This is a genomic window from Kitasatospora azatica KCTC 9699 (assembly GCF_000744785.1).
Classification (GTDB): Bacteria; Actinomycetota; Actinomycetes; order Streptomycetales; family Streptomycetaceae; genus Kitasatospora; species Kitasatospora azatica.
This window is the reverse complement of record NZ_JQMO01000003.1, coordinates 854,106-881,103: the sequence shown is the minus strand read 5'-3', so window position 1 is coordinate 881,103 and position 26,998 is coordinate 854,106. Positions and strand designations below refer to the sequence as shown.

Genomic DNA, 26,998 nt, shown 5'->3' with positions numbered 1-26,998 from the left:
AGCTTGTCCTCGAACTTTGCAAAGAGAAGGCGAAGGACAGTCGGGGGAACCCTCACACAGGAGTACGACCATCAACACCGCCATAGCCCGCGCCGCCCGCGTCACCGTCATCGCCGCCACGGGCACCGCCCTGCTCACCGCCGGTCTGGTGGCCTGCGGGACGGTCAAGGAGCTGACGGCCGCACAGCAGGTCTCCTCGGCGATCGACAAGCTCGGCGAGAGCAAGGACCTGAGCGTCAAGCTCACCCTGGACGCCACCTCCGGAGAGCTGGTCGCCTACGGCAAGGCCACCGGCGAGAAGATCGAGCAGCGGAACGCCGACGGCCTGGCCGGCCTGAGCGTCTCCGTCACGGTGCACGCCGAGAAGCCGCTGAAGGACCTGAAGACCTTCAAGCAGGACGGTTCGCCGGACGCGAAGGCCGCCGCCGACGCTGAGTCGATCAACGCGGACTACCTGATCAGCGACCGCAGCGGCGCCGCGGCCATCGAGTTCCGGATCGTCGGCAAGACCGCCTACCTGCACGGCGACGTCTCCGCGCTGGCCAGGATCGCGGGCGAGGACCCGGCCAAGGCCAAGGAGGCGATCGACCAGGCCGGCGCCGAGCTCGGCCCGCTGCGCGAGGCGCTGACCGGAGGCTGGGTCAGCCTGGACGCCAAGACCCTGACGGACTTCGGCACCAAGGCCGGCGGAGCCGGCACGTCGGCCGCTCCCTCGGCGAAGCCCTCGCTGGACCCGAAGACCACTGAGGACCTGGCCAACTCGCTGAAGAACATCCTCTCCACCGACCTGACCTTCGCGAGCAAGGGCAAGGTGGACGGCGCCGACCAGGTCCAGGTCACCGCGCCGTTCAAGAAGCTCGCGGGCGATCTGCTGAACGCGGTCAAGCCGGTGGCGCAGAAGATGTCCAGCGGGTCCAAGTTCCCGAGCAGCCTGCCCGCCGACGTGCTGGACAAGAACGTCACCGCCGACCTGTCGATCAAGAACGGCGCGCTCGTCGCCGCCAGGATCGACCTCGCGCAGCTGGACAAGAAAGCCACCGCCGACGTCCACCTGCCGCTCAAGCTCACCTTCGACCAGAGCGCCCCGGCGGTCCAGGCCCCCGACAAGGCCACCAAGCTGACCGACCGGGACCTGGAGAAGGCCTTCAGCTCCCTGCTGTTCGGCTTCGGCGGCCAGTCCGGTGCGGGCGGGCTGACCCCCGGCGGCCTCGACAAGTTCCCGAAGACCCCGGCCGCCCCGCTGACCGCCGCCCAGATCAAGGACCTGGTCGCGAAGACCGGCCGGCCCGCGGAGTCGATCACCGCGCTGAACAAGCTCGGCTTCGGCTACGACGACATCCTGGCCATGGGTCAGGGCAACTGACCCAGCACCACCGAGGGCCGGGCAGCGGAACCAGCCGCCGCCCGGCCCTCAGTGCGTTCGCGAGGCCGAGCCCGGCCGGCGGACCTTGGCGGGCGCGAGAGCTCGACTCTGGACAGATAGTCGCTGCAGAGATAATCTATGGGAAGGTTATTGAGGTTCTTCGGTCGAGGAGGTCCACCATGTGGGAGTACGAGCACGGCATCGAGACCGGCGCGGCGCCGGAGGCGATCTGGCAGCTCTGGGCCGATGTCGCCAACTGGGGCAGCTGGAACGCCGACATCGAGCAGATCGAGTTGCGCGGCCCGTTCGCGACCGGGAGCGAGATCACCATGAGGCCGGCCGGGCAGGACCCCGTGGAGCTGCGGATCGGTGACCTGGTGCCGGGCGAACTCTTCGTTGACGAGGCCGAGTTCGACGGTCTGCTGCTGCGCACCACGCACCGGCTCGAGCGGCTCGCGACCGGCCGCACCCGGGTGGTCTACCGGATGGAGATCACCGGTGCGGCTGCCGACCAGGTCGGCTCGCAGATCGGCCCGGCGATCACCGCAGACTGGCCGCAGACGATCGCGGCGCTGGTCAAGCTCGCGGCCGGCTGACCGCGGACTGGGGCCCGTCCGGCAGGATCGGCGCCGGCGGCGGGGGCGCTAGCGGGGGCGCAGGCCGTCGAGGGTGAGGGCCAGGAAGCGCTGCCAGTCCCCGGCGTCGGTGCGGATCACCGCCGAGAGGGCGCCGACCAGCAGGTACACGTCGGCCACCGTGAAGTCCGACCGCAGCGTGCCCGCGGCCTGGTCCTGGCTGATCAGGGTGCCGACCGCCGCGGCGAGCAGGTCGTGCATCTCGCCCTGGGGCGCCGAGGATCCCAGCACGGCCGCCATCGCGGCGGAGAGCCCGCGGCCCTCGCTGAGCACCCGGCCCACGTGCTGGAGGTAGCGGGACACCCCCTGGCCCGAGGCGGGGTCACGGGGGCCCTCGGTCCGGGCGAAGGCCAGGATCTCGGCGAAGCGGTGCTCGGCGGCGGCGAGCACCAGCGCCTGCCGGTTCGGGAAGTGCCGGTAGACGGTGCCCGTGCCGACGCCGGCGGCCCGCGCCACCTCGGGCATCTGGACCTCCTCGCCGCGCTCCTCGAAGAGTGCGCGCGCTGCCGCCAGGACTCGGGCGCGGTTGCGCTCGGCGTCGACACGAGGCTTGCGCCCGGGGGGTGTTGAAGGCGTTGACAAGTCGCCACTCCTGCTGCCTAGACTCTTTTCCGGAAACGGATTCCGCTTCCGTATCCTGCTTCCGGATTATGCCACCTTCGCGTCAAGGAGGGCCATTCCCATGCCTGTCGACCGTTTCTTCCTGCTGGAGCCGGGTGCCGCCCGGCCGGGCCGGATACCGCTGCCGCCCGCTTTCGCCGTCAAGGCGATGACCGAGGACACCGAAGGGGGCTTCTCGCTGCTGGAGGTGACCGTCGCCCGGGAGATCCCGTCGCACGTCCACCACCGCGCCGACGAGAGCGTCTACGTGCTCTCCGGCGTCCTGGAGATCGAGTACCAGGGGCAGCTGCACCAGGCTCCAGCGGGCTCCTTCGTGCTGCTCCCGCGCGGTGTCCCGCACGCGCTGCGCCCGGCATCCGACCCGCCGCCCCGAGTCCTGCAGATCTCCGCGCCGGGCGGCTGGGAGCACTACCTGGAGGACCTGGTCGAGGCCGGGCCCGCCGTGCTCACCGACGGGCGGCTGGACCCGGCGAAGATCAACCCGATCGCGGCGAAGTACCAGATCACCTACCAGGACCAGGGGTGACGGTCCGCCAGTAGGAGTCTGCGCCCGTCCGGCTCAGTGCGGGGCCGGTACGGATGCAGTCGGCCCCGGGTACTGCGAGCGTTGCGAGGAGGAGTGCACGCACGAGCGGTGAGGAGCGCGGGATGGCGCAGACGGCGGGTGGCTGGGCGGTGCCGGTGTCGGCGAGTGAGCCGGAGTTCCTGCCGGTGCTGGACGTGCCCGAGCCGGGCCGCCAGCGCCGGCTGACCGTCTTCTTCCGGTGGCTCATCCTGATCCCGCACGACATCGTGCTCTGGGTGCTGTCGATCGCCGCCTGCTTCGTGGTGATCGTGGGCTGGTTCGCCGCCCTGTTCACCGGGCGGTTGCCCGCCTCGATCGCCCGCTTCCTGACCAACTACCTCGGCTACGACAGCAGACTGATGGCCAGTCAGACGTTGCTGATCGACCGCTACCCGCCGTTCTCGCTGCGCCAGCCGCGCGACTACCCGGTGCGGATCGAGGTGCTGCCCGGGCGGCTCAACCGGGCGGCGGTCTTCTTCCGGCTGATCCTGATGTTCCCGGCGGCGATCATCAACAGCCTGGCCAGCGCCGGCTGGTTCGTGCTGGCCTTCTTCTTCTGGCTCTGGGTGCTGATCGCCGGGGAGATGCCCCACCCGATCTTCGAGGCCACCGCCGCCGTGGTGCGGTACCGGATGCGGTTCACCGCCTATGCGCTGCTGCTGACCGCCGCCTACCCCAAGGGGCTGTTCGGTGAGGAGCGCGGCACCGAGGAGCCGCAGTCGGCCACCCGGCCGCTGGTGCTGGGCGGGCTGGCGAAGGGGTTGGTGGTGGCCTTCCTGCTGCTCGGCCTCGGCAGTGACCTGGCCGGCTCGATCGGCGGCAACAGCAGCGACAGCACGGACGGCACCACGATCAACACCGCGCCGCTCATCCCCAGCAGGTAGGCCCCGGCAACCAGGTCCCAGCCAGGCCGCAGCAGGTAGGCCCGAGCACGTCGGTCAGCCCAGGAAGCCGCGCAGCAGCGCGGCCGTCCCCTCCAGGTGCTCCTCGGTGGCGCGGCGGGCGGCCGCCACGTCGCCGGCCAGGATCGCCTCCACCATCGCCCGGTGCTGCTGCGAGGCGTGCTCGATGTTGCGCTCCAGCACCGGGATCGCGTTCAGCAGGTCGTTCAGCCGCATCCGGCTCTCGGCGATCCCGGCGGCCAGCGAGTGCGAGCCGGTCAGTTCGGCGATCGCGAGGTGGAAGCGGGAGTCCAGCTGGCGGTACTCCTCGGTGGCGGCGCCCTCCAGCTCGGCGAGCCGCTGCGCCAGATGGACCCGCTGCTCCTCGGTCAGCTCGCGCCGGGCGGCCTGCTCGGCGGCGCCGGTCTCCAGGACCAGGCGGTAGGTCAGCGCGTCCTCCAGTTCGGCGCCCATGTCCTGCACGGCCCGGCGCAGTTCACCGAGGTCGGGCGGGGGCAGCCGGTAGGTGACGAAGGTGCCGCCGTAGCGACCGCGGCGGGACTCCACGCAGCCGGCCACCTGCAGCGACTGCAGTGCCTCGCGCAGCGTCTCGCGGCTGACGCCGAGCCGGGCGGCCAGCGCGCGCTCGGGCGGCAGGCGGTCGCCGTAGCCGAAGACGCCGAGCTTGACGGCCTCCAGGATCCGCTCGACGGTCTCCTCGAAGGCATTGCCGGTCCGGACGGGGCGGAAGATCGCGCCGCCCTGCCAGTCCACGCTGCCCGTTGGGTCCACGGGCGAATCGTACCGAGGTGCGAGCTGTTCTGATCACTGCCTCGACCCCCTTGACGTGGTGACTCCCGAGGCGAAAACATGCGCGGTACGTCAATGGTCTGGTTCCGGGCCATTGAAGTACCACAGTGCCGTGGGCGCACGTTTCGGATCCCCCACCGAACCCCCAGGGGTGCGCATGTCTCCCGATCACCGTCCCGTCGACCAGGCCGGCACCAGCGTGTTGCCGCCGACCACCCCCGCTGTCACCGCCGACGAACAGCGGCTCCGCGAGCTGGGCTACACCCAGGAGCTGGCCCGCTCGCTCTCCGGCTTCTCCAACTTCGCCGTCTCCTTCTCGATCGTCTCGATCCTGTCCGGCTGTCTGACCCTCTACGGCTTCGGCATGACCACCGGCGGCCCCGCGATGATCACCTGGGGCTGGCCGCTGGTCGGCCTGATGACCCTCTGCGTGGGTCTGGCGATGGCCGAGATCTGCTCCGCCTTCCCGACCGCCGGCGGCCTCTACTTCTGGGCGGCCAAGCTGGCCCGCGGCAACGCGCCCGCGTACAGCTGGTTCACCGGCTGGTTCAACTTCCTCGGCCAGGTCGCGGTCACCGCGAGCGTCGACTACGGCGCCGCCACCTTCACCAACGCGCTGCTCGACCTGAGGTTCGGCTTCACCGCCAGCGCCCCGCACACGGTGGAGATCTTCGCGGTGATCCTGCTGCTGCACGGGCTGCTCAACAGCTTCGGGGTGCGGCTGGTGGCCGTCCTCAACACCGTCAGCGTCTGGTGGCACCTGGTCGGCGTGCTGGTCATCGTCGGTGCGCTGGTCCTGCTGCCGCACCACCACGCCTCGGCCTCCTTCGTCTTCGGCAAGTTCGTCAACGAGACCGGCTTCCACAGCTCCTTCTACGTCGGGCTGCTCGGTCTGCTGCTCGCCCAGTACACGCTGACCGGCTACGACGCCTCCGCGCACATGACCGAGGAGACCCGGGACGCGGCCCGCTCCGGACCGCGCGGGATCGTCAACTCGATCGTGGTCTCGCTGGTGGCCGGCTGGATCCTGCTGTTCGGGCTGACCTTCGCGATCCAGGACTACAGCGGAGAGCTGGGCAGCTCCACCGGCGTGCCGCCCGCGCAGATCTTCCTGGACGCGATCGGCACCAACGGCGCGGAACTGCTGCTGCTGATCGTGATCGGCGCCCAGTTCTTCTGCGGGATGGCCTCGGTCACTGCCAACTCCCGTATGGTGTACGCCTTCTCGCGAGACGGCGCGCTGCCCGGATCCAGGCTCTGGCACCGGATCGACAAGCGGACCCAGACCCCGACCAACGCGATCTGGCTGGGCACCGGTGGCGCCTTCCTGCTCGGCCTGCCCGCGCTGTGGAACTCCACCGCCTTCGCCGCCGTCACCTCGGTCTCGGTGATCGGGCTCTACCTCTCCTACATCATCCCGGTCTTCCTACGGCTGCGCCAGGGTGAGCAGTTCGAGCGCGGCCCCTGGCACCTGGGCCGCTGGAGCCGGCCGATCGGCCTGATCGCGGTCGGTTGGACCGCACTGATCACGGTGCTCTTCATGCTGCCCACGGTCAGCCCGATCACGGTCGTCAACTTCAACTACACCTGTGTCGCGATCGCCGTGGTGATCGGTTTCGCCGGGATCTGGTGGCTTGCCTCAGCGCGCCACTGGTTCACCGGGCCTCGCGTCCAGGAAGCTGAGATCCACCTGCCCGCACCTACCCCCGAGGAGAACCACTGATGAGCAGCGCCCGGCTGACACTTGATCAGCTCCGCGCGCGCGTCGCCGACGGCAGCATCGACACCGTGGTGCTGGCGATCACCGACATGCAGGGCCGCCTGCAGGGCAAGCGGCTGGCGGCCGACTACTTCCTCAGCGACGTGGTCGAGCACGCCGCCGAGGGCTGCGGCTACCTGCTGGCCGTGGACGTCGAGATGAACACCGTGGACGGCTACGAGGTCTCCTCCTGGGAGAGCGGCTACGGCGACCTGGTGATGGTGCCCGACCTGGCCACCCTGCGGATGGTCCCCTGGCACCCGGCCACCGCGATGGTCCAGTGCGACCTGGCCCGCCAGGACGGCACACCGGTCTCCGTCTCGCCCCGGCAGATCCTGCGCCGGCAGCTGGACCGGCTCGCCGAGTACGGCTGGCGGGCCTATGTGGGCACCGAGTTGGAGTTCATCGTCTTCAAGGACAGCTACGAGCAGGCCTGGGAGAAGGACTACCGGCAGCTCACCCCGGTCAACCAGTACAACGTGGACTACTCGATCCTCGGCACCGCCCGGATCGAACCGCTGCTGCGCCGGATCCGCAACGAGATGGCCGGCGCCGGGCTCACCGTCGAGTCGGCCAAGGGCGAGTGCAACCTCGGCCAGCACGAGATCGCCTTCAAGTACGCCGAGGCGCTGATCTCCTGCGACGACCACGTGGTCTACAAGACCGGCGCCAAGGAGATCGCCGCCCAGGACGGGGTCAGCCTGACCTTCATGGCCAAGTTCAACGAGCGCGAGGGCAACTCCTGCCACATCCACCTGAGCCTGCGCGACGCGGCCGGCGCGCCGGTGATGGCCGGAGACGGCCCGAACGGCTTCTCCCGGACCATGGAGCACTTCCTGGCCGGGCAGTTGGCCTGCCAGGCGGAGTTCGCGCTGCTGCTCGCGCCCACCATCAACTCCTACAAGCGGTACGTGCCCGGCAGTTTCGCGCCGACCGCGATCGCCTGGGGCCGGGACAACCGGACCTGCGCGCTGCGGGTGGTCGGCCACGGACAGTCGCTGCGGTTCGAGAACCGGGTGCCCGGCGGCGACGTCAACCCGTACCTGGCGGTGGCCGCACTGATCGCCGCCGGACTCCACGGTATCGAGCAACAGCTCGAGCTGGAGCCGGAGTTCACCGGCAACGCGTACGCCTCCGACGCGCCCCGGGTGCCCGCCACGCTGCGCGACGCGATCACCCTGTTCGAGGCCAGCGAGGTGGCCGCGCAGGCCCTCGGCAAGGACGTGGTCCGGCACTACACGCACGCCGGCCGGGTCGAACTGGCCGCCTTCGACGCGGCGGTCACCGACTGGGAGCGGCGCCGCGGATTCGAGCGGCTGTGACGGCTCGCCCGCTGGTGGGGATCACCAGCTACCTGGAGCAGGCGTCCTGGGGCGTCTGGCAGCAACCGGCCGCGCTGATCCCGCAGTTGTACGTGGACGCGGTGACGGCGGCCGGTGGCACCCCGGTGCTGCTGCCGCCGCAGCCCGGCGGCTCCCCGCAGGCGCTGCTGAGCCGGCTGGACGGGCTGGTGCTGGCCGGCGGGCCCGATGTGGACCCGGCCCGCTACCAGGCCGAGCCGCACTCGCGCACCGGCGCGCCGCACGAGCTGCGCGACGCCTGGGAGTTCGAGCTGACCCGGGCCGCCATTGCCGCCGACCTGCCGGTGCTCGGCGTCTGCCGCGGCCTGCAGGTGCTCAACGTGGCGCTCGGCGGCTCGCTGGTCCAGCACCTGCCGGAACGGATCGGCGAGGAGAGCCACCAGGTGGCCCCGGCCGTCTTCCACCGCCGCACCGTGACGGTGGCGGAGCAGTCCGGGCTGGCCGAGATCCTCGGCGAGCAGGCCGAGGTGCTCTGCTACCACCACCAGGCGGCGGACCGGATCGGCGACGGCCTGCGCCCGGTGGCCTGGAGCGCCGACGGCACCGTGGAGGCCCTGGAACTGCCCGGCGCCCGCTTCGCGCTCGGTGTCCAGTGGCATCCGGAGGCCGACCCCGAGGACCCGCGACTCTTCCGAGCCTTCGTCAACTGCCTTGAGGAGAAAGCAGCGTGACCATGACCGAGTTCGAGGTCGTCAACCCGGCCACCGAGGAGGTGATCGAGAAGGTGGCGATGGCCGACCTGGCCGAGACCGACGCCGCCATCGCCCGGGCCAAGACCGCCTTCGAGAGCTGGCGCCGGGTCAGCCCCGCCGACCGGGCCCGGCTGCTGCGGGCCTTCGCCACCGCCGTGGACGCCGAGCGCGAGCAGCTCGCCCAGCTGGAGGTGGCCAACGCCGGCCACACCATCGGCAACGCCCGCTGGGAGGCGGGCAACGCCCGGGACGTGATCGAGTACTACGCGGCCGCCCCCGAGCGGCTGTTCGGCCGGCAGATCCCGGTGGCGGGCGGCATCGACCTCACCTTCCAGGAACCGCTGGGCGTGGTCGGCATCATCGTGCCGTGGAACTTCCCGATGCCGATCGCCGCCTGGGGCCTGGCCCCCGCGCTCGCGGCCGGCAACACGGTGGTCCTCAAGCCCGCCGAGCTGACCCCGCTGACCGCGCTGCGACTGGCCGAACTCGCCCTGCAGGCCGGCATCCCGGAAGGGGTGCTGCAGGTGCTGCCGGGCCACGGCCCGGTGGTCGGGCGGCGCTTCGTCACCCACCCGGACGTGCGCAAGGTGGTCTTCACCGGCTCCACCCGGGTCGGCAAGGAGATCGCGGCGGGCTGCGCCGAGCAGGTCAAGGCGGTGACCCTGGAACTGGGCGGCAAGAGCGCCAACATCGTCTTCGCCGACGCCGACCTCGCCAAGGCGGCCGCCACCGCGCCGTACGCGGTCTTCGACAACGCCGGGCAGGACTGCTGCGCGCGCTCGCGGATCCTGGTGCAGCAGAGCGTCTTCGAGGAGTTCCTGACGCTGCTGGAGCCTGCGGTGCTGGGCGTCAAGGTCGGCGACCCGCGGGACGAGGCCACGGAGATGGGCCCGTTGATCTCCGCCGCGCAGCACGCCCGGGTGTCGAGCTACCTCGACGGCGCCTCGGTCCACCTGCAGGGCAGCGTTCCGGACGGCAAGGGCTTCTGGTTCCCGCCGACCGTGCTGGCCCCGGTGGACCAGCACTCCCGAGTCTTCACCGAGGAGATCTTCGGCCCGGTGGTCACCGTGGTGCCGTTCACCGACGAGGCCGACGCGCTGCGGATCGCCAACACCACCGAGTACGGCCTGTCCGGCTCGATCTGGACCCGCGACCTCGGCCGGGCGCTGCGGGTGGCGCGCGGGGTGGAGGCGGGCAATCTCTCGGTCAACTCGCACTCCTCGGTGCGCTACACCACCCCGTTCGGCGGGTTCAAGCAGTCCGGCCTGGGCCGGGAGCTCGGCCCGGACGCCCTCAACGCATTCACCGAAACCAAGAACGTCTTCATCTCCACGGAGGAGTAGGAACAATGACCAACCGCCTCGACGGCCGGGTGGCCGTCATCACCGGTGCCGGCAGTGGAATCGGCCTGGCCACCGCGCGTCGGTTCGCCGCCGAGGGCGCCAAGGTCGTCTGCGTGGACCTGGACGAGCGCTCCGGCAAGGCCGTTGCCGACGAGGTCGGCGGCCTGTTCATCCAGGCCGACGTCACTGACGAGGAGGCCGTGAAGGCGATGTACCAGACGGCCGTGGACACCTACGGCAGCCTGGACATCACCTTCAACAACGCCGGCATCTCGCCGCCCGACGACGACTCGATCCTGACCACCGGCCTGGAGGCCTGGAAGCGGGTCCAGGACGTCAACCTGACCAGCGTCTACCTCTGCTGCAAGTACGCCATCCCGCACATGCAGCGCCAGGGCAAGGGCTCGATCATCAACACGGCCTCCTTCGTGGCCGTGATGGGCGCCGCCACCTCGCAGATCTCCTACAGCGCCTCCAAGGGCGGGGTGCTGTCGATGTCGCGCGAGCTGGGCGTGCAGTTCGCCCGCGAGGGGATCCGGGTCAACGCGCTCTGCCCGGGGCCGGTGAACACCCCGCTGCTGCAGGAGCTGTTCGCCAAGGACCCGGAGCGGGCCGCCCGCCGCCTGGTGCACATCCCGCTGGGCCGGTTCGCCGAGCCGGAGGAGATCGCGGCCGCGGTGGCGTTCCTGGCCAGCGACGACTCCTCCTTCATGACCGCCAACACCTTCCTGGTGGACGGGGGCATCTCGGGGGCGTACGTCACCCCGGAGTTCGGCTAGTCACCCGCTGCACGGTTGGTCACTCGCTGTAGTCTGACGGGGTCCTTGCGCGTGCGGGGGACCGGGGCTTTAACCAGCGCTGATAGTTAAAGCCCCGGTGGCAGTGCGAGGAGAGGACCAGCTGTGCAGCAGCATGCGGACCAGTACATCGGCGGCGTCTGGCAGCCCTCCCTCGGCGGCGGCGCGCTGGAGGTGGTGGACCCGGCGACCGAGCAGGTGATCGCCACCGTGCCGGCCGGGACCACCGCCGATGTCGACGCCGCCGTGCGCGCGGCCCGCGCCGCCGCCCGCGCCTGGGGCGCCAGTAGCCCCGAACAGCGGCTGGCCGCACTCACCCGGCTGCGCGACGGGCTCGCGGCCCACCAGCAGGAGATCGCCGAGACCGTGGTCGCCGAGCTCGGCTGCCCAATCGGCTTCGCCACCGGCGTCCAGGCCGCACTGCCGGTCGCGGTGGCCTCCGCCTACCTGGAGATCCTGGCCGACTACCGGTTCGAGGAGAAGGTGGGCAACTCCACCGTCTACGCCGAACCGGCCGGGGTGGTCGCGGCGATCACGCCGTGGAACTACCCGCTGCACCAGATCGTCGCCAAGGTGGTCCCGGCGCTGGCCGCAGGCTGCACCGTGGTGCTCAAGCCCGCCGAGCACACCCCGCTGGTGGCCCGGCTGTTCGCCCGCCTGGTGGACCGGGCGGGCTTCCCGGCCGGTGTGTTCAACCTGGTCACCGGCCTGGGCACGGTGGTCGGCGCGGCACTGGTCGAGCACCCCGAGGTGGACCTGGTCTCGTTCACCGGCTCCACGGCCGTCGGCCGCGCGATCGCCGAGACGGCCGGGCGCGGCATCAAGCGGGTGGCCCTCGAACTCGGCGGCAAGTCCGCCAACGTGGTGCTGCCCGGCGCCGACCTGGCCCGCGCGGTCAACGTCAACGTGGCCAACGTCTTCGCCAACTCGGGCCAGACCTGCTCCGCCTGGACCCGGCTGCTGGTCCACCAGGAACAGTACGAGGAGGCCGTGGCGATCGCCGCCAAGGCCGCCGCCAAGTACCGTCCGGGCGACCCGACCTCGCCGGAGACCCGGGTCGGCCCGCTGGTCAGCGCCGGACAGCGCGACCGCGTCCGCGGCTACATCCGCTCCGGGATCGAGCAGGGCGCCCGGCTGGTCGCCGGCGGCCCGGAGGCGCCCGCCGACCTGCCGACCGGCTTCTACGTGCAGCCGACCGTGCTCGCCGACGTCACCGCCGAGATGACGGTCGCCCAGGAGGAGATCTTCGGGCCGGTGCTGTCGATCCTCGCCTACCGGGACGAGGAGCACGCCCTCGAGCTCGCCAACGGCACCCAGTACGGGCTGGCCGGCGGGGTCTGGGCCGCCGACGAGGCCACCGCCGTCGCCTTCGCCCGCCGCCTGGACGCCGGCCAACTGGACATCAACGGCGGCCGGTTCAACCCGCTGGCCCCGTTCGGCGGCTACAAGGCCTCCGGGGTCGGGCGGGAACTGGGCCGCCACGGCCTGGAAGAGTTCCTGCAGGCCAAGTCGCTGCAGTTCTGAGCCGGTCACCCTCAACCCTAAGGATCAGCATGGTTCGCGCTGCCCTGCTCACTGCCGTGGGCGCTCCGCTGGAACTGACCGAGATCGAGCTGCCCGAGCCCGGACCCGGCCGGGTCCGGGTCAAGCTCGCCGCCGCCGGCGTCTGCCACTCCGACCTGTCGCTCTCCAACGGAGTGCTGCGCACCCCGACCCCCGTGGTGCTCGGCCACGAGGGCGCCGGCACCGTGGTCGCCGTCGGCGAAGGCGTCAGCACGGTCCGGATCGGCGATCCGGTGGTGCTCAACTGGGCGCCCGCCTGCGGCGCCTGCCACCTCTGCACGATCGGCGAGCCGTGGCTCTGCGAGCGGGCCGCCGACGGCTACGGCGAGACCTTCGGCGCGCTGGCCGACGGCACCGGCGTCTACCCGGGCCTGGGCGTGGCCGCCTTCGCCGAGGAGACCGTGGTCAGCGAGCGGGCGCTGCTGCCGCTGCCCGAGGGGGTGCCGCTGACCTCGGCCGCACTGCTCGGCTGCGCGGTGCTCACCGGCTACGGCGCGGTGCACAACGCGGCCCGGGTGCGGGCCGGCGAGTCGGTGGTGGTCTTCGGGCTCGGCGGAGTCGGGCTGGCGGTGCTGCAGGCGGCCCGGCTGGCCGGCGCCGGGCCGATCATCGCGGTGGACGTCACCCCCGAGAAGGAGGAGCTGGCGCGCCGCCACGGCGCCACCGAGTTCCTCCTGGCGGACGACCAGACCGCCCGCACGGTACGGAAGTTGACCGAGGGCCACGGCGCGGACCAGGCCTTCGAGTGCGTCGGGCGGGGCAGCACCATCCGGGCCGCGTGGTCGACCACCCGGCGCGGCGGGCGGACCACCGTGGTCGGCATCGGCGGCAAGGACGACCTGGTCTCGTTCTCGGCACTGGAGCTGTTCCACTTCGCCCGGACGCTCTCCGCCTGCGTCTACGGCAACAGTGACCCGGCCAAGGACATCCCGGTGCTGGCCGAGCGCGTCCGGGCCGGTCGGCTGGACCTGGAGGCGCTGATCACCGACCGGATCACGCTGGACGAGATCCCGGCGGCCTTCGAGCGGATGGCAGCCGGGCACGGCGGCCGGTCGCTGGTGGTGTTCTGAGCCGGTCTCAGACATTCAGCCGAGCGCGGCGCTGTCAGCCGAGTGCGGCGCGCAGCGTCGCCGAGGCGGTCGGCCAGGGGCGGGCGGCGGGGCGCAGATGGCGCCAGTCGTACGGGGGATGGCCGAGCTTGAGGTGGCGGCGGTCGTGCACGTTGGCGAGCAGCCAGCTTCCGACACAGCCCGCGATCAGCGCCTGGCCCGGGCGCCCGAACCGCCCGTCCGGGCAGCTGAGGCCGGCCAGCACGGCCGAGCCGGCCAGGTAGCCGAGCAGCGGGTAGACCGCCAGCTGGTGCCAGATCTTGGTGGGCGCCAGCGCCTGGGCCCGGTTGAACCGCCCGGCCCGTACCTCGGCCCGCCACTGCCAGAGGCCGAAGCCGAGCCAGCCGGCGCCCGCCGCCACCGCCAGCGGGCCGCGCACCCAGCGGCGGACCGCGGCCGGCGGCACCGAGCGGCACTGCGCCACACCGGTGGCGGCGGCCAGCGCGAGCAGCGGGTCGCCGTAGACGACGGCGCGGAACTCCTGACGGGGCCTCAGCAGTCGGCGCTCGCCGAGCAGCGCGACCGCCGCCGGGATGCCGGGGCTGAGCGCGAAGGCGGCCGAGAAGGTGGCGGCCGGCCCGGCGGCCAGTGGCGTGCCGAGCAGCGGCAGCCAGCGGGCGGGCGCCGATGAGGGCCGGTCGGTAACCATCACAGGACTCCAACCATCACAGGACTCCGGGGGGCGGCGTGGAGGCCCAGCCCGACAAGCGTCCCGCACCCCGGCGCCGGACGCTTGTCGGACCGGACCGGACCGGACCGGACCGGACCGGACCGGACCGGACCCGACCGGGCCCGCCGCCCGTCATCCGGCGTGTCAGGCGGCCAGCGCCGCCTGGCCGGCGCGGAAGACGGCGGCCTGCTCGGTGATCCGGCGGCCCAGGTGCTCGGCGGTGGCGAGGTCCGCCTTGTGCACGCCCTCCGGGCCCTGGTCGTTGTTGCTCTGGGCGCCGGCGCCCATGAAGATGCCGAGGCGGTTGAGGTCGTACTCGGAGGCCGTCGAGCTGTTCCAGCCCGGGTGCAGGCCCAGGTTCACCCAGGTCATGCCGTGCTGGGCGGCCAGGATGCTGAAGAACTGCAGGGTGTGCAGCTTGTCGCCGCTCTTGCTGGCCGAGTTGGTGAAGCCCGCCGCCAGCTTGTTCTGCCAGGCCGAGCTGAACCAGCGCTTGGAGGAGGCCTCGGCGAACTCGTGGAACTTACCGGAAGCGGTGCCCATGTAGGTGGGGGAGCCGAAGACGATGGCGTCGGCGGCGTCCAGCAGCTCCCACTGCGCGTCGGTGATCTCGTCGACCTTGACCAGGTGGACGGTGGCGCCCGCGTCGACGGCGCCGGCCTTGACGGCCTCGGCGAGGACGGCGGTGTGGCCGTAGCCGGAGTGGTAGGCGATGGCGATGACGGGACTGGTCACGGTGGCTCCTGGTGTCTCGTGTGCGGTTGCGCTGATGGAGGCCTGCGCTGCAAGAAGGAAAGCACTTTCATTTGGTTAGCGCAACCCTCGCGTTAGCGCTGTGCACTCGCGGGGTGAGGCGTACACTGCGTGGTATGGCAACCGAGAGCATCCAGGCGATCGCGGACGAGGACCTGCCCTACGACGTCTTCGCGCGCAACTGCCCGTCGCGGCACGTGCTGAAGGACGTCACCCACGCCTGGGGCAGCCTGACCCTGGCCGCGCTTCAGGAAGGCACCTTCCGATTCAACGAGCTGCGCCGCCGGGTGGACGGGGTGAGCGAGAAGATGCTCTCCCAGACCCTGCACGCGCTGGAGCGTGACGGACTGGTGCACCGGGAGGCGCAGCCGACCAACCCGCCGCGGGTGGAGTACCGGCTCACCGACCTCGGTCGCGAGGTTGCGGAGCGGCTGCGCGCGCTGATCGAGCTGGTCGAGGGGCAGTTGCCGCAGATGCTCGACGCGCAGCGGGCGTACGACGCGCGCGAGGTCTGAGGCGTCGGTCCCCGAGGTTATGAAACTAGTTGCATAGAGCGCGCCACGGCCCCTACTCTTCAGTAACTAACCTGTCGCGAGGAGCCGCCATGTCCGCCTACCCCCACCTGCTGAGCCCGCTCGACCTGGGCTTCACCGTGCTGCCCAACCGGGTCATCATGGGCTCGATGCACGTGGGACTGGAGGAGGCGCCCAACGGCTTCGAGCGGATGGCCGCGTTCTACGCCGAGCGCGCCCGTGGCGGTGTCGGCCTGATCGTCACCGGCGGCATCGCCCCCAACGAGGCCGGCCGCCCCTGGGACGGCGGCGCCAAGCTCACCACCGAGCACGAGGTCGCCGAGCACCGGGTGATCACCGAGGCCGTGCACCAGGCCGGCGGCCGGATCGCCCTGCAGATCCTGCACTTCGGCCGCTACGCCTACCACCCCGAGCTGGTCGCGCCGAGCCCGCTGCAGGCGCCGATCAGCCCCTTCGTGCCGAACGAGCTCACCGCCGAGCAGGTCGAGCAGACCATCGAGGACTTCGTCCGCTGCGCCGAGCTGGCCAAGAGCGCCGGCTACGACGGCGTCGAGATCATGGGCTCCGAGGGCTACCTGATCAACGAGTTCATCGCCGCGCCCACCAACCAGCGCACCGACGAGTGGGGCGGCTCGTACCAGAACCGGATGCGCTTCCCGGTGGAGATCGTCCGCCGGGTGCGCGAGCGGGTCGGCGCGGACTTCATCCTGATCTACCGGCTCTCCATGCTGGACCTGATCCCCGGCGGCTCCACGCTGGCCGAGGTGGTCGAGCTCGCCAAGGCGATCGAGGCGGCCGGCGCCACCATCATCAACACCGGCATCGGCTGGCACGAGGCGCGGATCCCCACCATCGCCACCTCGGTGCCGCGCGGCGCCTTCGCCTGGGTGACCAAGAAGGTGATGGGCTCGGTCGCGATCCCGCTGGTCACCAGCAACCGGATCAACACCCCCGAGCTGGCCGAGCGGCTGCTCGCCGAGGGCCACGCCGACCTGGTGTCGATGGCCCGCCCGCTGCTCGCCGACCCGGAGTTCGTGGCCAAGGCCGCCGCCGGCACGCCCGAGGCCGTCAACACCTGCATCGGCTGCAACCAGGCCTGCCTGGACCACACCTTCAACCTCAAGATCACCTCCTGCCTGGTCAACCCGCGGGCCTGCCACGAGACCGAGCTGGTGCTCTCGCCGACCCGCCTGCGCAAGCGCCTCGGCGTGGTCGGCGCCGGCCCGGCCGGACTCGCCTTCGCCGTCGCGGCCGCCGAGCGCGGCCACCAGGTCACCCTGTTCGACGCGGCCGAGGAGATCGGCGGCCAGCTCAACATCGCCCGCCAGGTGCCGGGCAAGGAGGAGTTCAACGAGACCCTGCGGTACTACCGCCACCAGCTGAGCGAGCACCAGGTCACGTTGCGGCTCGGCGCGTTGGTGACCGCCGAGCAGCTGGCGGCGGAGGGCTTCGACGAGGTGGTGCTGGCCACCGGCGTCACCCCGCGCGACCCGCAGATCCCCGGCAGCGACCACCCGTACGTGCTCGACTACCTGGACGTGCTGCGCGAGAAGGCGCCGGTGGGCGAGCGGGTGGCCATCGTCGGCGCCGGCGGCATCGGCTTCGACGTCGCGGAGTACCTGACCGACCCCGGCAAGGGCGCCAGCCAGGACCCGGCGGTCTTCTTCGAGCAGTGGGGCGTGGACACCGAGCACACCACCGCCGGCGGCCTGCGCAAGCCGGTCCGCCCGGTCTCGCCGCGCTCGGTCCACCTGCTGCAGCGCAAGACCAGCAAGGTCGGCGCGGGCCTGGGCAAGACCACCGGCTGGATCCACCGCACCGAGCTCAAGCACCGCGGTGTCACCATGGTCGCGGGCGTCAGCTACGACCGGATCGACGACGCCGGCCTGCACCTCACCATCGACGGCGAGCCGCAGCTGCTCCCGGTCGACACCGTGGTGCTCTGCGCCGGCCAGGAACCCCGCCGCGACCTGGTGGCCGGCCTGCGCGAGCGCGGCATCGAGCCGCACCTGATCGGCGGCGCCGACGTCGCGGCCGAGCTGGACGCCAAGCGCGCCATCGACCAGGGCACCCGCCTCGCGGCGCGGATCTAGGGCCTGCGGCGGGCCTGGATAGAGTGGTCCAATGTCGCTGCCGCACGCCATCCTCACCGCCCTGCTGGAGAAACCCTCCTCCGGGCTGGAGCTGACGCGCCGTTTCGACAAGTCGATCGGGTTCTTCTGGCCCGCCACCCACCAGCAGATCTACCGCGAGCTGGGCAAGCTGGAACAGGCCGGGCTGATCCGGGACATCCCGCAGCCGCCCAGCCGCGGCCAGCGCAAGGAGTACGAGGTACTGCCCGAAGGTCGGGCAGCCCTCGTCGCATGGACCGCCGAACGCCAGGAGCCGAAGTCCTTCCGGGAGCCGCTGCTGCTGCGGCTGCGCGCGGCGGCGGTGGTCGGCGGGTACGGGCTGCGGGCCGAGTTGGAGCGGCATCTGGCGCTCCATCAGCAGCAGCTGGCCAGCTACCTGGCGATCGAACAGCACGACTTCCCGCCCGAGCAGGCGGCGACCGAGAACCGCCTGCAGCACCGGGTGCTCAGCGCCGGGATCGGGCTCGAACAGTTCTGGGTGGAGTGGCTGACCGAGACCCTGGCGGCCGTGGCAGCGGAGTAGCGGCCGCTACTCCGGCCGTCCTGCTCAGCCCTGGTCGTGCACGGCGTCGATGGCGTTGTGACGCGCCGTCCGGGCGTACCAGTGCGCGCTGGACTTGGGGATCCGCCGCTGGGTGGCGTAGTCGACGTAGACCGCGCCGAACCGCTTGGCATAGCCGTGGGCCCACTCGAAGTTGTCCAGCAGCGACCAGAGGAAGTAGCCGCGCACGTCGGCCCCGTCGGCGACGGCCCGGTGGACGGCGGCCAGGTGCGAGTGCAGGTAGGCGATCCGCTCGGGGTCGTGGACCGCGCCTTCGGCGGTCAGCACGTCCGGGAAGGCGGCGCCGTTCTCGGTGACCATCAGGGCCAGCCCGGGGTTGGCCCGGCCGGCCTCGGTGAGCAGGTCGTACAGGCCCGAGGGGTCGATCGCCCAGCCCATCTCGGTGGTGCCGCCCGGCGGCAGGTGGAAGAGCACCGACTCCGAACCGGGCCACGGCGAATGCTCGCTGGCGCCGTGCGCGTCGTGCCGGGCCGCCTCGGTGGGCGAGAGCCCGGCCTCGTGCTGGGGCGCCGAGACCAGGGTGGGCGTGTAGTAGTTGATCCCCAGCACGTCGATCGGGGCGCCGATCGCCTGCTCGTCGCCGGGCCGCACCAGCTCCGCCCAGTCCACCAGGTGCGCCGTGTCCCGGCGCAGGTCGTCGGGGTAGCCGCCGTGCAGCAGCGGGCCGGTGAAGATCCGGTTGCCGACCGCGTCGACCCGCCGGGCGGCCTCCCGGTCGGCGGGCTCCGCGCTGAGCGCGCGCACCTGGTGGAGGTTCAGGCTGATCGCGAGCTGCGCGCTGTCCGGCAGCGCGGCCCGCAGGGCGGCCACGGCCCGGCCGTGCCCGAGGTTGAGGTGGTGGGCCGCGCGCAGCGCGTCGCGCGGGTTGGTGCGGCCGGGCGCGTGCACACCGGAGCCGTAGCCGAGGAAGGCGGAGCACCAGGGCTCGTTCAGCGTCGTCCAGACCGCCACCCGGTCTCCCAGTGCCTCGGCGGCCAAGGCCGCGTACTCGCCGAAGCGTTCGGCGGTGTCCCGCTCCGGCCAGCCGCCGCGGTCCTCCAACTCCTGGGGGAGGTCCCAGTGGTAGAGGGTGGCGAACGGCTGGATCCCGGCTTCGAGCAGCTGGTCGGTGAGCCGCCGGTAGAAGTCCAGGCCGCGTTCGACCGCCGGGCCCCGCCCGGTGGGCTGCACCCGGGACCAGGAGATGGAGAACCGGTAGGCGGTCAGGCCGAGTTCGGCCATCAGCGCGATGTCCTCGGGGTACCGGTGGTAGTGGTCGGTGGCCACGTCACCGGTGTCGCCGGCGTGCACCTTGCCCGGCGTGTGGCTGAAGGTGTCCCAGATCGACGGGGTCCGGCCGTCCTCCCGCACCGCGCCCTCGATCTGGTAGGCGGCGGTGGCCGCGCCCCAGTGGAATCCGGTGGGGAAGCGCAGCTGAGCGGTGGCGTCGGGGCTGTTGGGTGCAAGAGTCATGGATGGAGCGCTCCCAGAGAGAGGTTCGGGTGGTGGGCTGTGCCGGGGACTACCCCTTGACGGCGCCCTGAGTGATGCCGCCGACGATGTGTTTGCCGAACAGGACGAAGACCAGCAGCAGCGGCACCGTGCCGATCAGCGCACCCGCCATGATCACCGACCAGTCGGTGGACCAGCCGGTGCCCAGGCCGGCCAGCGCCACCTGCACGGTGGGGTTGGTGGCGCCGTTCATCGCGATGATCGGCCACAGGAAGTCGTTCCAGGACTGCACGAAGGTCAGCATGCCAAGGACGGCCATCGCCGGGCGGGCGATAGGCACCACGACATGCCAGACCACCCGCAAGGAGTTGGCTCCGTCGGTCCGGGCCGCCTCCAGCAGTTCGGTGGGCAGCGCCTGGACCAGGTACTGGCGCATGAAGAAGACCCCGAAGGCGGTCACCAGGGTCGGCAGGATCAGCGCGCCCAGGTGGTTCCCCAGGCCCAGCCGCTTCATCAGGATGAACAGCGGCACCACGCTCAGCTGCGCGGGCACCGCCAGGGTGGCGACCACCAGGCTCATCAGCACGCCCCGGCCGGCGAACCGCAGCTTGGCGAAGGCGAACCCGGCCAGCAGCGAGAAGGCGACCGTGCCGATCGTGACCGAGCCGGCCACCAGGGTCGAGTTGAGCAGGGCCACGCCCATGCCGCGGCCGCCCGCGTTGTGCCAGACGTAGTCGAGGTTCTTGAACAGGTTGCCGCCGGGCAGCAGCGGCGGCGGGCTGGAGACCACCCGGTGCGCGTCGGTGGAGGCGGCCACCAGCGTCCAGTAGAGCGGGAAGAGCGAGGCCAGCGCGACCACGATCAGGACCAGGTAGGTCCACGGGCCGGCGTGGTGCTGGCGTCCGGCGCGGGTCCGTCCGGCGCGGGTCATGAGGGTCCTTCCGTTGGTCCGCACGACTGGTGCGCACGGCTAGTGGGCACGCCGCAGCCGACGGGCGATCAGGGCGTTGACCAGGCCGAGCAGCAGGAGCAGCGCGAACATGGTCCAGGCGACGGCGGAGGCGCGGCCCAGCATGCTGTTGCGGAAGCCCTGGTCGTACATCAGCACGCCGAGCGTCTCGTACTGGTTGGCGGCGCCGCCCTGGTGGCCGCTTTGGCCGCCGAACAGGTAGGGCTCGCCGAAGAGTTGGGTGGCGCCGATGGTGGAGACCACGACCGTGAACAGGATCGTCGGGCGCAGCGCGGGCACCGTCACGTGCCAGAACTGCCGCCACCGGTTGGCCCCGTCGATCGCCGCCGCCTCGTAGAGGTCGCCGGGCACCGCCTGCATCGCGGCCAGGTAGATCAGCGCGTTGTAGCCGGTCCAGCGCCAGGTGACGATCAGCGCGATGGCGAACTGCGAGGTCCAGTGCCCGGCCTCCCAGTGCACCGGCCCGGCTCCGACCAGGCCGAGCAGCCAGTTGGCCATCCCGCCCTCCGGACTGAAGATCAGCGCGAAGACCAGGGTGGCCGCGGCCACCGAGGTGGCGTACGGCGCGAGCAGCGCGGTGCGCAGGAAGGTGCGGCCGCGCAGCCGGTAGTTGAGCAGATGGGCCAGGCCCAGCGCGATCAGCAGCTGCGGAACGGTGGAGAGCGCACCCAGCGTGATGGTGTTGCGCAGCGCGTTCCAGAAGAACCGGCTGGGCGGCCCGCTGAACAGGTCGGTGTAGTTGCGCAGTCCGACCCAGTGCGAGCGGCTGACGTTGTACAGGCTCACCTGGTGCAGCGAGAGCCAGCCCGTGTAGAGCAGCGGGAAGAGCCCGAAGGCGGCGAACACGAGGAAGAACGGCGCGACGAACGCGTAGGGCGAGCCCTTGCTGTCCCAGCGGTACAGCCGGGTCCGCCAGGTCTGGCGGCGTCCAGGGCCGGTGGAGGTGGCCACGGGGGCTTCCTTCCATGGGGTGCTGATGGGGTGCTGGTGGGGCGCGACCGGGGCCGACGCTTGGACGCCGGCCCCACGCCGGCTACTGGACGCTGCTGTCGATCTGCTGAACGGTGGTGTTCCACGCGTCGGTCGCGCTCTTGTGGTTCTGCTCGACCAGCAGGATCCCGTTGCTGATGTCGTCCTTCACGTCACCGGAGTGCGGGCCGATCTCGGCGGGCTGGATCGCCTTGGCGGCGGTGGAGAAGATCTGGCCGGTGGCCGCGTTCGGGCCGATGAACGGGTTCTTGAAGTCGGCGAGCCCGGGCAGCTCGTAGGCCTTCTGGTTGGACGGGATGTTGCCGACCGCCTGGAAGACCTTGGCCTGCTGCTCGGGTGCGGTGAGCCAGGCGACCAGCGCCGCGGCCTCCGCCTTGTGTTTGCCGCTGCTGGGCACGGCCAGGAAGGAACCGCCCCAGTTGCCGGCGGCCGGCGCCTGGGCGATGTTCCACTTGCCGCTGTTGCCGGCGCCGGAGTACTTCTGGATGTTGGCCTGCTGCCAGGACGGGCAGACCGTGGTGGCGAAGGTGGACTGCGAGAAGGCGGTCTGCCAGGGGGTGTCGAACTCCTTGAGGCCCTGCGAGAGTCCGGCCGCGTCGGCCTGCATCGCCAGGTCCCAGGCGGACTTGACGCTGGGGGAGTTCTTGTAGTCCAACTTGCCGCCCTTGTAGTACTGCTGGGAGCTGCTGGAGACCACGCCGTTGAACATGCCGGTGGCGGAGTCCATGAAGAAGCTGCCCTTGGGCGCCTTGGCCTGGAACTGCTTGCCCGCCTCGACGTACTTGGACCAGTCGCCGGCCCACAGCGCGCTCACCGCCGCCGGGTCGGAGGGCAGTCCGGCGGCCTGGAACAGGTCCTGGCGGTAGCAGATCGCCATCGGGCCGACGTCGGTGCCCAGACCGATGGTCCGGCCGTCGGCGGTGGTGGCCTGCTGCCACTTCCACGGCAGGTAGTCGCCCTGGCTGAGGCCCGGCGCCTTGGCCAGGTTCTCGAAGTCGTTGCTCAGCGCGTCGGAGGTGGCCAGCGCGATCCGGCCGACCTCCAGCGCCTGCACGTCGGCCAACCCGCCGCCGGCCGACAGGTGGGTCTGCAGGGCGGTCCAGTAGTCGCCCTCGGCGGTGGTGGTGGTCTCCTTGATGGTGATGTTCGGGTGCGCGGCCATGTAGGCGTCGAAGAGGCCGGCTTCCTTGTAGCCGAACGTGCCGAAGTCGCCGACGGTCAGGGTGAGCTTGGCGCCTCCGTTGGCGCTGCCGGTGCCGCCGGCGTTGTCGCCGGGGGTGGAGCCGGAGCTGGAGCAGGCGGTGAGGAGCAGGGCCGTCGCGGCGAGGGCGGCGCCGGTGAGCAGGGCGGATCTGCGCGGGAGGGCGGTCACGGGCAGGTTCAAGGTGGGCTCCTGGAAAGGGGTGGCCGGGTGTACTCTCGGGTGGAGCGATGTGGGAGCGCTCCCACTTACGACCTGCCGGAAGGTTCCTGCCTTTCGGGGGGCCGTGTCAAGGGGGGAAGTCCATGGCGTAACCACAGTGTGTCCTGGGCCTCGGCCGCACCTGTCAGAATGACCATCGCCCGACCGCGTCCCGCAGAACAGTCCTACGAGGTGAGTGATGAGCCCCACCGCACAGCGCCCCCTCGGGCCCGCCGGCGGTCCCGAAGAACGGCGCGGGCCCGGACGGCCCACCCTGGAGGAGGTGGCGGCGCTGGCCGGCGTCGGCCGGGGCACGGTCTCGCGGGTGATCAACGGCTCGCCCCGGGTCAGCGAGAAGGCCAAGGCCGCCGTGGAACAGGCCGTCGCCGAGCTCGGCTACGTCCCCAACCGGGCCGCCCGCACCCTGGTCACCTCCCGCACCGACGCGATCGCGCTGGTCGTTCCGGAGGCCGAGACCCGGCTCTTCTCGGAACCGTACTTCTCCGACATCATCAGCGGCGTGTCCGCCGAACTCGCCGATACCGACATGCAGTTGCTGCTGGTCCTGGTCCGCAACCAGCGCGAGCGCGAACGCCTGTCGGCCTACCTCAGGGCGCAGCGGGTGGACGGCGTGCTGCTGGTCGCCGTACACCGCGACGACCCGCTGCCCACCGTCCTGGAGGACCTGCGGATCCCCTCGGTGCTGGCCGGCCGACGCGGCGACCAGGAACCGCTCAGCTACGTGGCCGCCGACAACGCCGGCGGTGCCCGGATGGCCGTACGGCACCTGCTGCGGCGCGACTGCCGACAGATCGCCACCATCACCGGCCCACTGGACATGGAAGTCGCCCAGGCCCGGCTCAGCGGCTACCGGGACGCCCTGGAGGAGTCCGGCCGGGAGTACCGCGAGGAGCTGGTGGGCCTGGCCGACTTCACCGAACAGGGCGGCCGTGCCGCGATGCGCGCCCTGCTGGAGCGGGTCCCCGACCTGGACGCGGTCTTCTGCGCCTCCGACGTGATGGCCGCCGGCGCCCTGCAGGAACTGCGCGCCGCCGGCCGCCGGGTGCCCCAGGACATCGCCCTGATCGGCTTCGACGACTCCATCGTGGCCCGCCACACCGACCCCGCGATGACCAGCGTCCGCCAGCCGATCGAGGAGATGGGCCGCACCATGGCGCGGCTGCTCTTGGACGAGATCGCCGAACCCGGGCGGGCCCGGCGGCAGGTGGTGCTGGCCACTGAGCTGGTGGTGCGGGAGTCGGCCTGACGACCGGCTTGACCGGAAGCGGACAGGCCCTAGTCGTCCAGCGCGGAGACCGAGAACCTCAGGCCGGCCGTGGGCAGTTCACCCGACGCCAGGCCCTCGAAGAGGCCCGACTCCGCGAAGAGCACGACCTCCGGGTCCTGGCGGGCGAAGCGGGCACCCGGCGAGGCGCGTCTCATCAGCTCGTTGCCGTCCGCGGGCTCCTCGGCGCCGCCCTCGGCGATGAACTCCGAAGGGTCGAAGGAGTAGTTCCGGTTCAGGTAGAAGCCGGCCAGGTAGTTGGCCTCGATCTCCTTGAGCAGCTGGTAGTCGGCGAAGCTGACGTCCGCCGAGGCCTCCTCCGCGCTCGCGTACTGCGACCAGTAGGCGGGGGACAGGTGCCAGTAGAGGGCAAGGGCGGTCCCGGCATCGGTGTCCGCCTGCCGGGCTGTCCAGACCAGCGGATCCTGCTCGTCACCGAAGGTGAAGTTCAGCACGAACTGGTGCCGCTCCGCGGGACTGAGCTGGTCGTAGCTCAGGGTGTCCTGGAGTGCGTCGAAGACCCGTGCCTGCTCGTAGAGGGAGAGTTGGAAAGCCACCCGCAGAAGCTAGCGGATGGCCGGTGACCTGGCGCGGGCGGGACAGGGGCCCGGCTCAGCGGCCCGGCTCAGCGGCCCGACTCAGCGCGCCGAGAGGATCAACAGGGGGAAGATCACGAGTACGGCGAAGGCCACCGCCAGCACCCAGACCAGCGCCCGCGCAGAGCCGAGCCCACCGCCCCTTCCGCCGCCGGAATGCCCTCGGGAGCCGAGGCTGAGCCAGGAGGAGTCGTCGGACGAGCCGTGGTGATGTTGCCCGTGGTGGCTGCCGCCGTCGTGCCCGCCGCCGCTGAAGCCGTGACCGTCCATGCCGTGCCTCCGGGTTCGGATCGTGGACTTCAGGATGGCACTCCTGACGCCCTCGCTACCTCAGGAAAAGCTCTGGGGCGGAAAGGCGTTGGCCTTGGGCCGCCTCCGGGGTGCCAGGCACTCGGCGGTCCGAAGCCGACGGCCCGTCAGCCCAGGCGGCGGAGGGAGTCCCTCATCCGGCGGGCGTCGCGCAGGCGTTGTTCGTAGGTGGCGCCGAGGGCGAGCAGGAGGAGGCCGGCGGCGGCCAGCGGGACCCAGCGGGGGAGCAGGCCGAGCACCTGGAGGACGGTGGGGGCCAGTTCGTGTACGGCGACCAGGAACAAGGTGGCGCCGCCGAGCAGGAGCGGGCTCCGGAGACGGCGTCGGACGCCCGCGAGGGTGACGGCCAGCGCGGCCGAGCCGAGCAGCAGCGGGCGCAACCAGTGCGGGTCCGTCCAGGCCGCGAGCAGGCTGGGCAGCAGGCCGAGGCCGAGCCCGGCGCCGTAGGCGGACCAGGAGTCGGTCTCGGGGTGGCGCCGGCGCTGGAGCAGACCGAGGGTGAGGGCGAGGCAGGCCGGCGGCAGGGTGTACGCCTCGGGGGTGTGGACGTCGGAGAGCGCCAAGCGGATCCAGGAGGCCACCAGCAGCAGGGCGGTGGCGGTGAGGGCGGCGGGCCGTCGGCGGTCGGCGCGCAGTGCGACGCCGAGGGAGGCGACCCCGGTCAGGGTGAGGTCGAAGGCGAGCCGTCCGGGCTGAGCGGTCGTCAGCGCCAGGGCGAAGCCGGCCAGGCCGTAACCGGTCGCCTCGACGGCGAGCGAGACGCTGCCCCGGGTGCGGGCCGCGACCGGGGCGGAGACGATGGCGACCGCGAGGACGGCGAGCATGAGGTCCGCCCGGCCGAGTTCGGCGGTGGCGCCGACCGCGAGGGCCTCGGCGCCGAGGGCGAGGACGGCGCAGCCGGCAGCGGTGGCCCGCGGGACGGTGCTCCTCCCGCGCGCCGCCAGCACACCGGCCAGGACGGCGAGGACGGCGAGGACGGTGATGGTCGCGGTGCGATCAGTGAGCGCCCAGAGCAGCGCCAACACGGGAGCCGCGGTCAGGCCGGTCAGGACTGCGGGGCGGGCGTCGCGCAGCACGGCCGCCAGCGCGGCGGCGAGGGTGAGGAGCACGGTGACGGCCACCGCGACGCCGTGAGGCAGCCCGAAGGCCACCGGCAGCAGCGCGATGGCGGGAAGGGCGAGGGCCGCGAGGACGGCCTCGAGTGCGGCGCTGCCGATGGCGGTGACGCGCAGCGCGGCGAGGGTGGTCAGGGCGCCGACCAACAGCCAGAGCCCGGTGAGCGCGGCCGGTGCCACGGTCCAGCCCCAGCCCGGCGCGGGGTCGACGGTCCAGGTGGCGTGTGCGTGGGGGAGCGGGGTCAGGAGGGCGCGCACGAGTTCGGGCAGCAGCGGGAGCGAGGCGGCGAGCAGCACGCCGCCGGCCGCGCGGAAGGCGCCGGCGAGGGCGGGCAGGCCCGCTGCCGGAGTTGCTGCCGGCCGGATGCGTCGGAGCCGGGTCGCCGACAGCGTCAGGAGGAGCGCCGCCGGTGCGCTGTACGCGAGGGCGGTCCAACCTTGGGGGAGCGCCATGGTGAGCGATCCACCGGCCGCCAGCAGGATGGCCGCAGCCGCTACGCCCCCGGCCAGGCGGCGGACGGAGAGCCCGAGTTCCGGGTGCCGCAGCGAGACCAGGAGCGCGAGCAGCGCGAGGGCGCCCAGCGGCGGCCAGGCCCAGGCGGTGGTGGTGAGGGCGTCGGGGGCTGCGGTTCGGACGGCGGTGAGGTGCTGATCGAAGGTCAGCGAGAGGGCACCTGCCAGCGAGGCCACAGCGGCCACGGCTCCACCCCCGAGCGCCCAGAGCGCGGCGACTGAGGCCGCTACGGGCTCC

At 71.8% G+C, this 26,998-nt stretch carries 26 protein-coding genes; 15 read left to right on the top strand and 11 right to left on the bottom strand.

Going from position 1 to position 26,998, the window contains the following annotated elements:
- Window positions 1-16: 16 nt before the first annotated feature.
- Complete coding sequence (locus BR98_RS15100) at window positions 17-1,363, top strand: hypothetical protein (protein ID WP_157537793.1); 1,347 nt, start codon at window positions 17-19, stop codon at window positions 1,361-1,363.
- A gap of 179 nt (window positions 1,364-1,542) precedes the next feature.
- A complete protein-coding gene (locus BR98_RS15095; protein WP_035845107.1) occupies window positions 1,543-1,959 on the top strand; it encodes an SRPBCC family protein in 417 nt (138 codons plus the stop codon).
- Window positions 1,960-2,007: 48 nt separating this feature from the next.
- Here BR98_RS15095 and BR98_RS15090 read toward each other — a convergent pair whose 3' ends face one another.
- A complete protein-coding gene (locus BR98_RS15090; RefSeq protein WP_035845105.1) occupies window positions 2,008-2,580 on the bottom strand; it encodes a TetR/AcrR family transcriptional regulator in 573 nt (190 codons plus the stop codon).
- A 100-nt stretch (window positions 2,581-2,680) separates the two neighbouring features.
- Between BR98_RS15090 and BR98_RS15085 the strand changes: the two genes are divergently transcribed.
- Both BR98_RS15085 and BR98_RS15080 read left to right on the top strand, forming a co-directional pair.
- Complete coding sequence (locus BR98_RS15085; RefSeq protein WP_035845103.1) at window positions 2,681-3,145, top strand: cupin domain-containing protein; 465 nt, start codon at window positions 2,681-2,683, stop codon at window positions 3,143-3,145.
- A 122-nt stretch (window positions 3,146-3,267) separates the two neighbouring features.
- Window positions 3,268-4,068 (top strand): DUF4389 domain-containing protein, encoded by an 801-nt coding sequence (locus BR98_RS15080; protein WP_051969790.1) that lies wholly within the window; start codon window positions 3,268-3,270, stop codon window positions 4,066-4,068.
- Between the two features lie 54 nt (window positions 4,069-4,122).
- Here BR98_RS15080 and BR98_RS15075 read toward each other — a convergent pair whose 3' ends face one another.
- Window positions 4,123-4,857, bottom strand: coding sequence for a FadR/GntR family transcriptional regulator (locus tag BR98_RS15075; protein WP_198042227.1), 735 nt, complete (start codon window positions 4,855-4,857; stop codon window positions 4,123-4,125).
- 175 nt (window positions 4,858-5,032) lie between these two features.
- Between BR98_RS15075 and BR98_RS15070 the strand changes: the two genes are divergently transcribed.
- From BR98_RS15070 to BR98_RS15040, 7 genes are all read left to right on the top strand, one after another.
- Window positions 5,033-6,598, top strand: a complete 1,566-nt coding sequence (locus BR98_RS15070; protein WP_083976592.1) for an amino acid permease — start codon at window positions 5,033-5,035, stop codon at window positions 6,596-6,598.
- Complete coding sequence (locus BR98_RS15065; protein ID WP_035845099.1) at window positions 6,598-7,956, top strand: glutamine synthetase family protein; 1,359 nt, start codon at window positions 6,598-6,600, stop codon at window positions 7,954-7,956. Before BR98_RS15070 ends, BR98_RS15065 begins: the two co-directional genes overlap by 1 nt.
- Entirely contained in the window at window positions 7,953-8,666 is a 714-nt protein-coding gene (locus BR98_RS15060) for a gamma-glutamyl-gamma-aminobutyrate hydrolase family protein (protein WP_198042226.1), read from the top strand. The genes BR98_RS15065 and BR98_RS15060 overlap by 4 nt, the downstream gene beginning before the upstream one ends.
- A gap of 2 nt (window positions 8,667-8,668) precedes the next feature.
- On the top strand, window positions 8,669-10,030 hold the full coding sequence (locus tag BR98_RS15055; protein WP_035852308.1) for an aldehyde dehydrogenase family protein: 1,362 nt from the start codon (window positions 8,669-8,671) through the stop codon (window positions 10,028-10,030).
- Between the two features lie 5 nt (window positions 10,031-10,035).
- Window positions 10,036-10,809 carry a 3-oxoacyl-ACP reductase gene (locus BR98_RS15050; RefSeq protein ID WP_035845097.1) on the top strand — a complete coding sequence of 258 codons (774 nt, stop codon included), beginning with the start codon at window positions 10,036-10,038 and terminating at the stop codon, window positions 10,807-10,809.
- Between the two features lie 123 nt (window positions 10,810-10,932).
- Window positions 10,933-12,351: an aldehyde dehydrogenase family protein gene (locus BR98_RS15045; RefSeq protein ID WP_035845095.1), complete on the top strand. Its 1,419-nt coding sequence runs from the start codon at window positions 10,933-10,935 to the stop codon at window positions 12,349-12,351.
- A 29-nt stretch (window positions 12,352-12,380) separates the two neighbouring features.
- A complete protein-coding gene (locus tag BR98_RS15040) occupies window positions 12,381-13,460 on the top strand; it encodes a Zn-dependent alcohol dehydrogenase (RefSeq protein ID WP_035845093.1) in 1,080 nt (359 codons plus the stop codon).
- Between the two features lie 34 nt (window positions 13,461-13,494).
- On the opposite strand, the gene BR98_RS15035 is transcribed toward BR98_RS15040, so the two are convergent.
- Together BR98_RS15035 and BR98_RS15030 are read right to left on the bottom strand one after the other, a co-directional pair.
- Entirely contained in the window at window positions 13,495-14,148 is a 654-nt protein-coding gene (locus BR98_RS15035) for a hypothetical protein (RefSeq protein WP_035845091.1), read from the bottom strand.
- 165 nt (window positions 14,149-14,313) lie between these two features.
- Entirely contained in the window at window positions 14,314-14,904 is a 591-nt protein-coding gene (locus BR98_RS15030) for a flavodoxin family protein (protein ID WP_035845089.1), read from the bottom strand.
- A gap of 134 nt (window positions 14,905-15,038) precedes the next feature.
- On the opposite strand from BR98_RS15030, the gene BR98_RS15025 reads away from it, so the two are divergent.
- The 3 genes from BR98_RS15025 (at window position 15,039) to BR98_RS15015 (ending at window position 18,110) form a co-directional block, all read left to right on the top strand.
- On the top strand, window positions 15,039-15,437 hold the full coding sequence (locus BR98_RS15025; RefSeq protein ID WP_035845087.1) for a winged helix-turn-helix transcriptional regulator: 399 nt from the start codon (window positions 15,039-15,041) through the stop codon (window positions 15,435-15,437).
- A gap of 89 nt (window positions 15,438-15,526) precedes the next feature.
- Entirely contained in the window at window positions 15,527-17,548 is a 2,022-nt protein-coding gene (locus BR98_RS15020) for an NADPH-dependent 2,4-dienoyl-CoA reductase (RefSeq protein ID WP_035845085.1), read from the top strand.
- Between the two features lie 31 nt (window positions 17,549-17,579).
- Window positions 17,580-18,110, top strand: coding sequence for a PadR family transcriptional regulator (locus BR98_RS15015; protein WP_035845084.1), 531 nt, complete (start codon window positions 17,580-17,582; stop codon window positions 18,108-18,110).
- A gap of 24 nt (window positions 18,111-18,134) precedes the next feature.
- Here BR98_RS15015 and BR98_RS15010 read toward each other — a convergent pair whose 3' ends face one another.
- The 4 genes from BR98_RS15010 to BR98_RS14995 all read right to left on the bottom strand — a co-directional run bounded on the left by BR98_RS15010 (window position 18,135) and on the right by BR98_RS14995 (window position 22,924).
- A complete protein-coding gene (locus BR98_RS15010) occupies window positions 18,135-19,601 on the bottom strand; it encodes a GH1 family beta-glucosidase (protein ID WP_035845083.1) in 1,467 nt (488 codons plus the stop codon).
- Window positions 19,602-19,650: 49 nt separating this feature from the next.
- Window positions 19,651-20,511 (bottom strand): carbohydrate ABC transporter permease, encoded by an 861-nt coding sequence (locus BR98_RS15005; RefSeq protein ID WP_035845082.1) that lies wholly within the window; start codon window positions 20,509-20,511, stop codon window positions 19,651-19,653.
- 39 nt (window positions 20,512-20,550) lie between these two features.
- Window positions 20,551-21,501 carry a carbohydrate ABC transporter permease gene (locus BR98_RS15000; RefSeq protein WP_035845081.1) on the bottom strand — a complete coding sequence of 317 codons (951 nt, stop codon included), beginning with the start codon at window positions 21,499-21,501 and terminating at the stop codon, window positions 20,551-20,553.
- A gap of 82 nt (window positions 21,502-21,583) precedes the next feature.
- On the bottom strand, window positions 21,584-22,924 hold the full coding sequence (locus BR98_RS14995; protein WP_035845080.1) for an ABC transporter substrate-binding protein: 1,341 nt from the start codon (window positions 22,922-22,924) through the stop codon (window positions 21,584-21,586).
- Window positions 22,925-23,141: 217 nt separating this feature from the next.
- On the opposite strand from BR98_RS14995, the gene BR98_RS14990 reads away from it, so the two are divergent.
- The gene (locus tag BR98_RS14990) at window positions 23,142-24,209 is read left to right on the top strand and encodes a LacI family DNA-binding transcriptional regulator (RefSeq protein WP_083976588.1); all 1,068 of its coding nucleotides are present in this window, start codon (window positions 23,142-23,144) and stop codon (window positions 24,207-24,209) included.
- Between the two features lie 29 nt (window positions 24,210-24,238).
- On the opposite strand, the gene BR98_RS36360 is transcribed toward BR98_RS14990, so the two are convergent.
- The 3 genes from BR98_RS36360 to BR98_RS14975 all read right to left on the bottom strand — a co-directional run bounded on the left by BR98_RS36360 (window position 24,239) and on the right by BR98_RS14975 (window position 26,946).
- Window positions 24,239-24,784: a DUF4274 domain-containing protein gene (locus BR98_RS36360; protein WP_051969789.1), complete on the bottom strand. Its 546-nt coding sequence runs from the start codon at window positions 24,782-24,784 to the stop codon at window positions 24,239-24,241.
- 81 nt (window positions 24,785-24,865) lie between these two features.
- On the bottom strand, window positions 24,866-25,093 hold the full coding sequence (locus tag BR98_RS14980; protein WP_035845079.1) for a hypothetical protein: 228 nt from the start codon (window positions 25,091-25,093) through the stop codon (window positions 24,866-24,868).
- A 146-nt stretch (window positions 25,094-25,239) separates the two neighbouring features.
- Window positions 25,240-26,946, bottom strand: a complete 1,707-nt coding sequence (locus BR98_RS14975; protein WP_157537792.1) for an SCO7613 C-terminal domain-containing membrane protein — start codon at window positions 26,944-26,946, stop codon at window positions 25,240-25,242.
- Window positions 26,947-26,998: the final 52 nt, after the last annotated feature.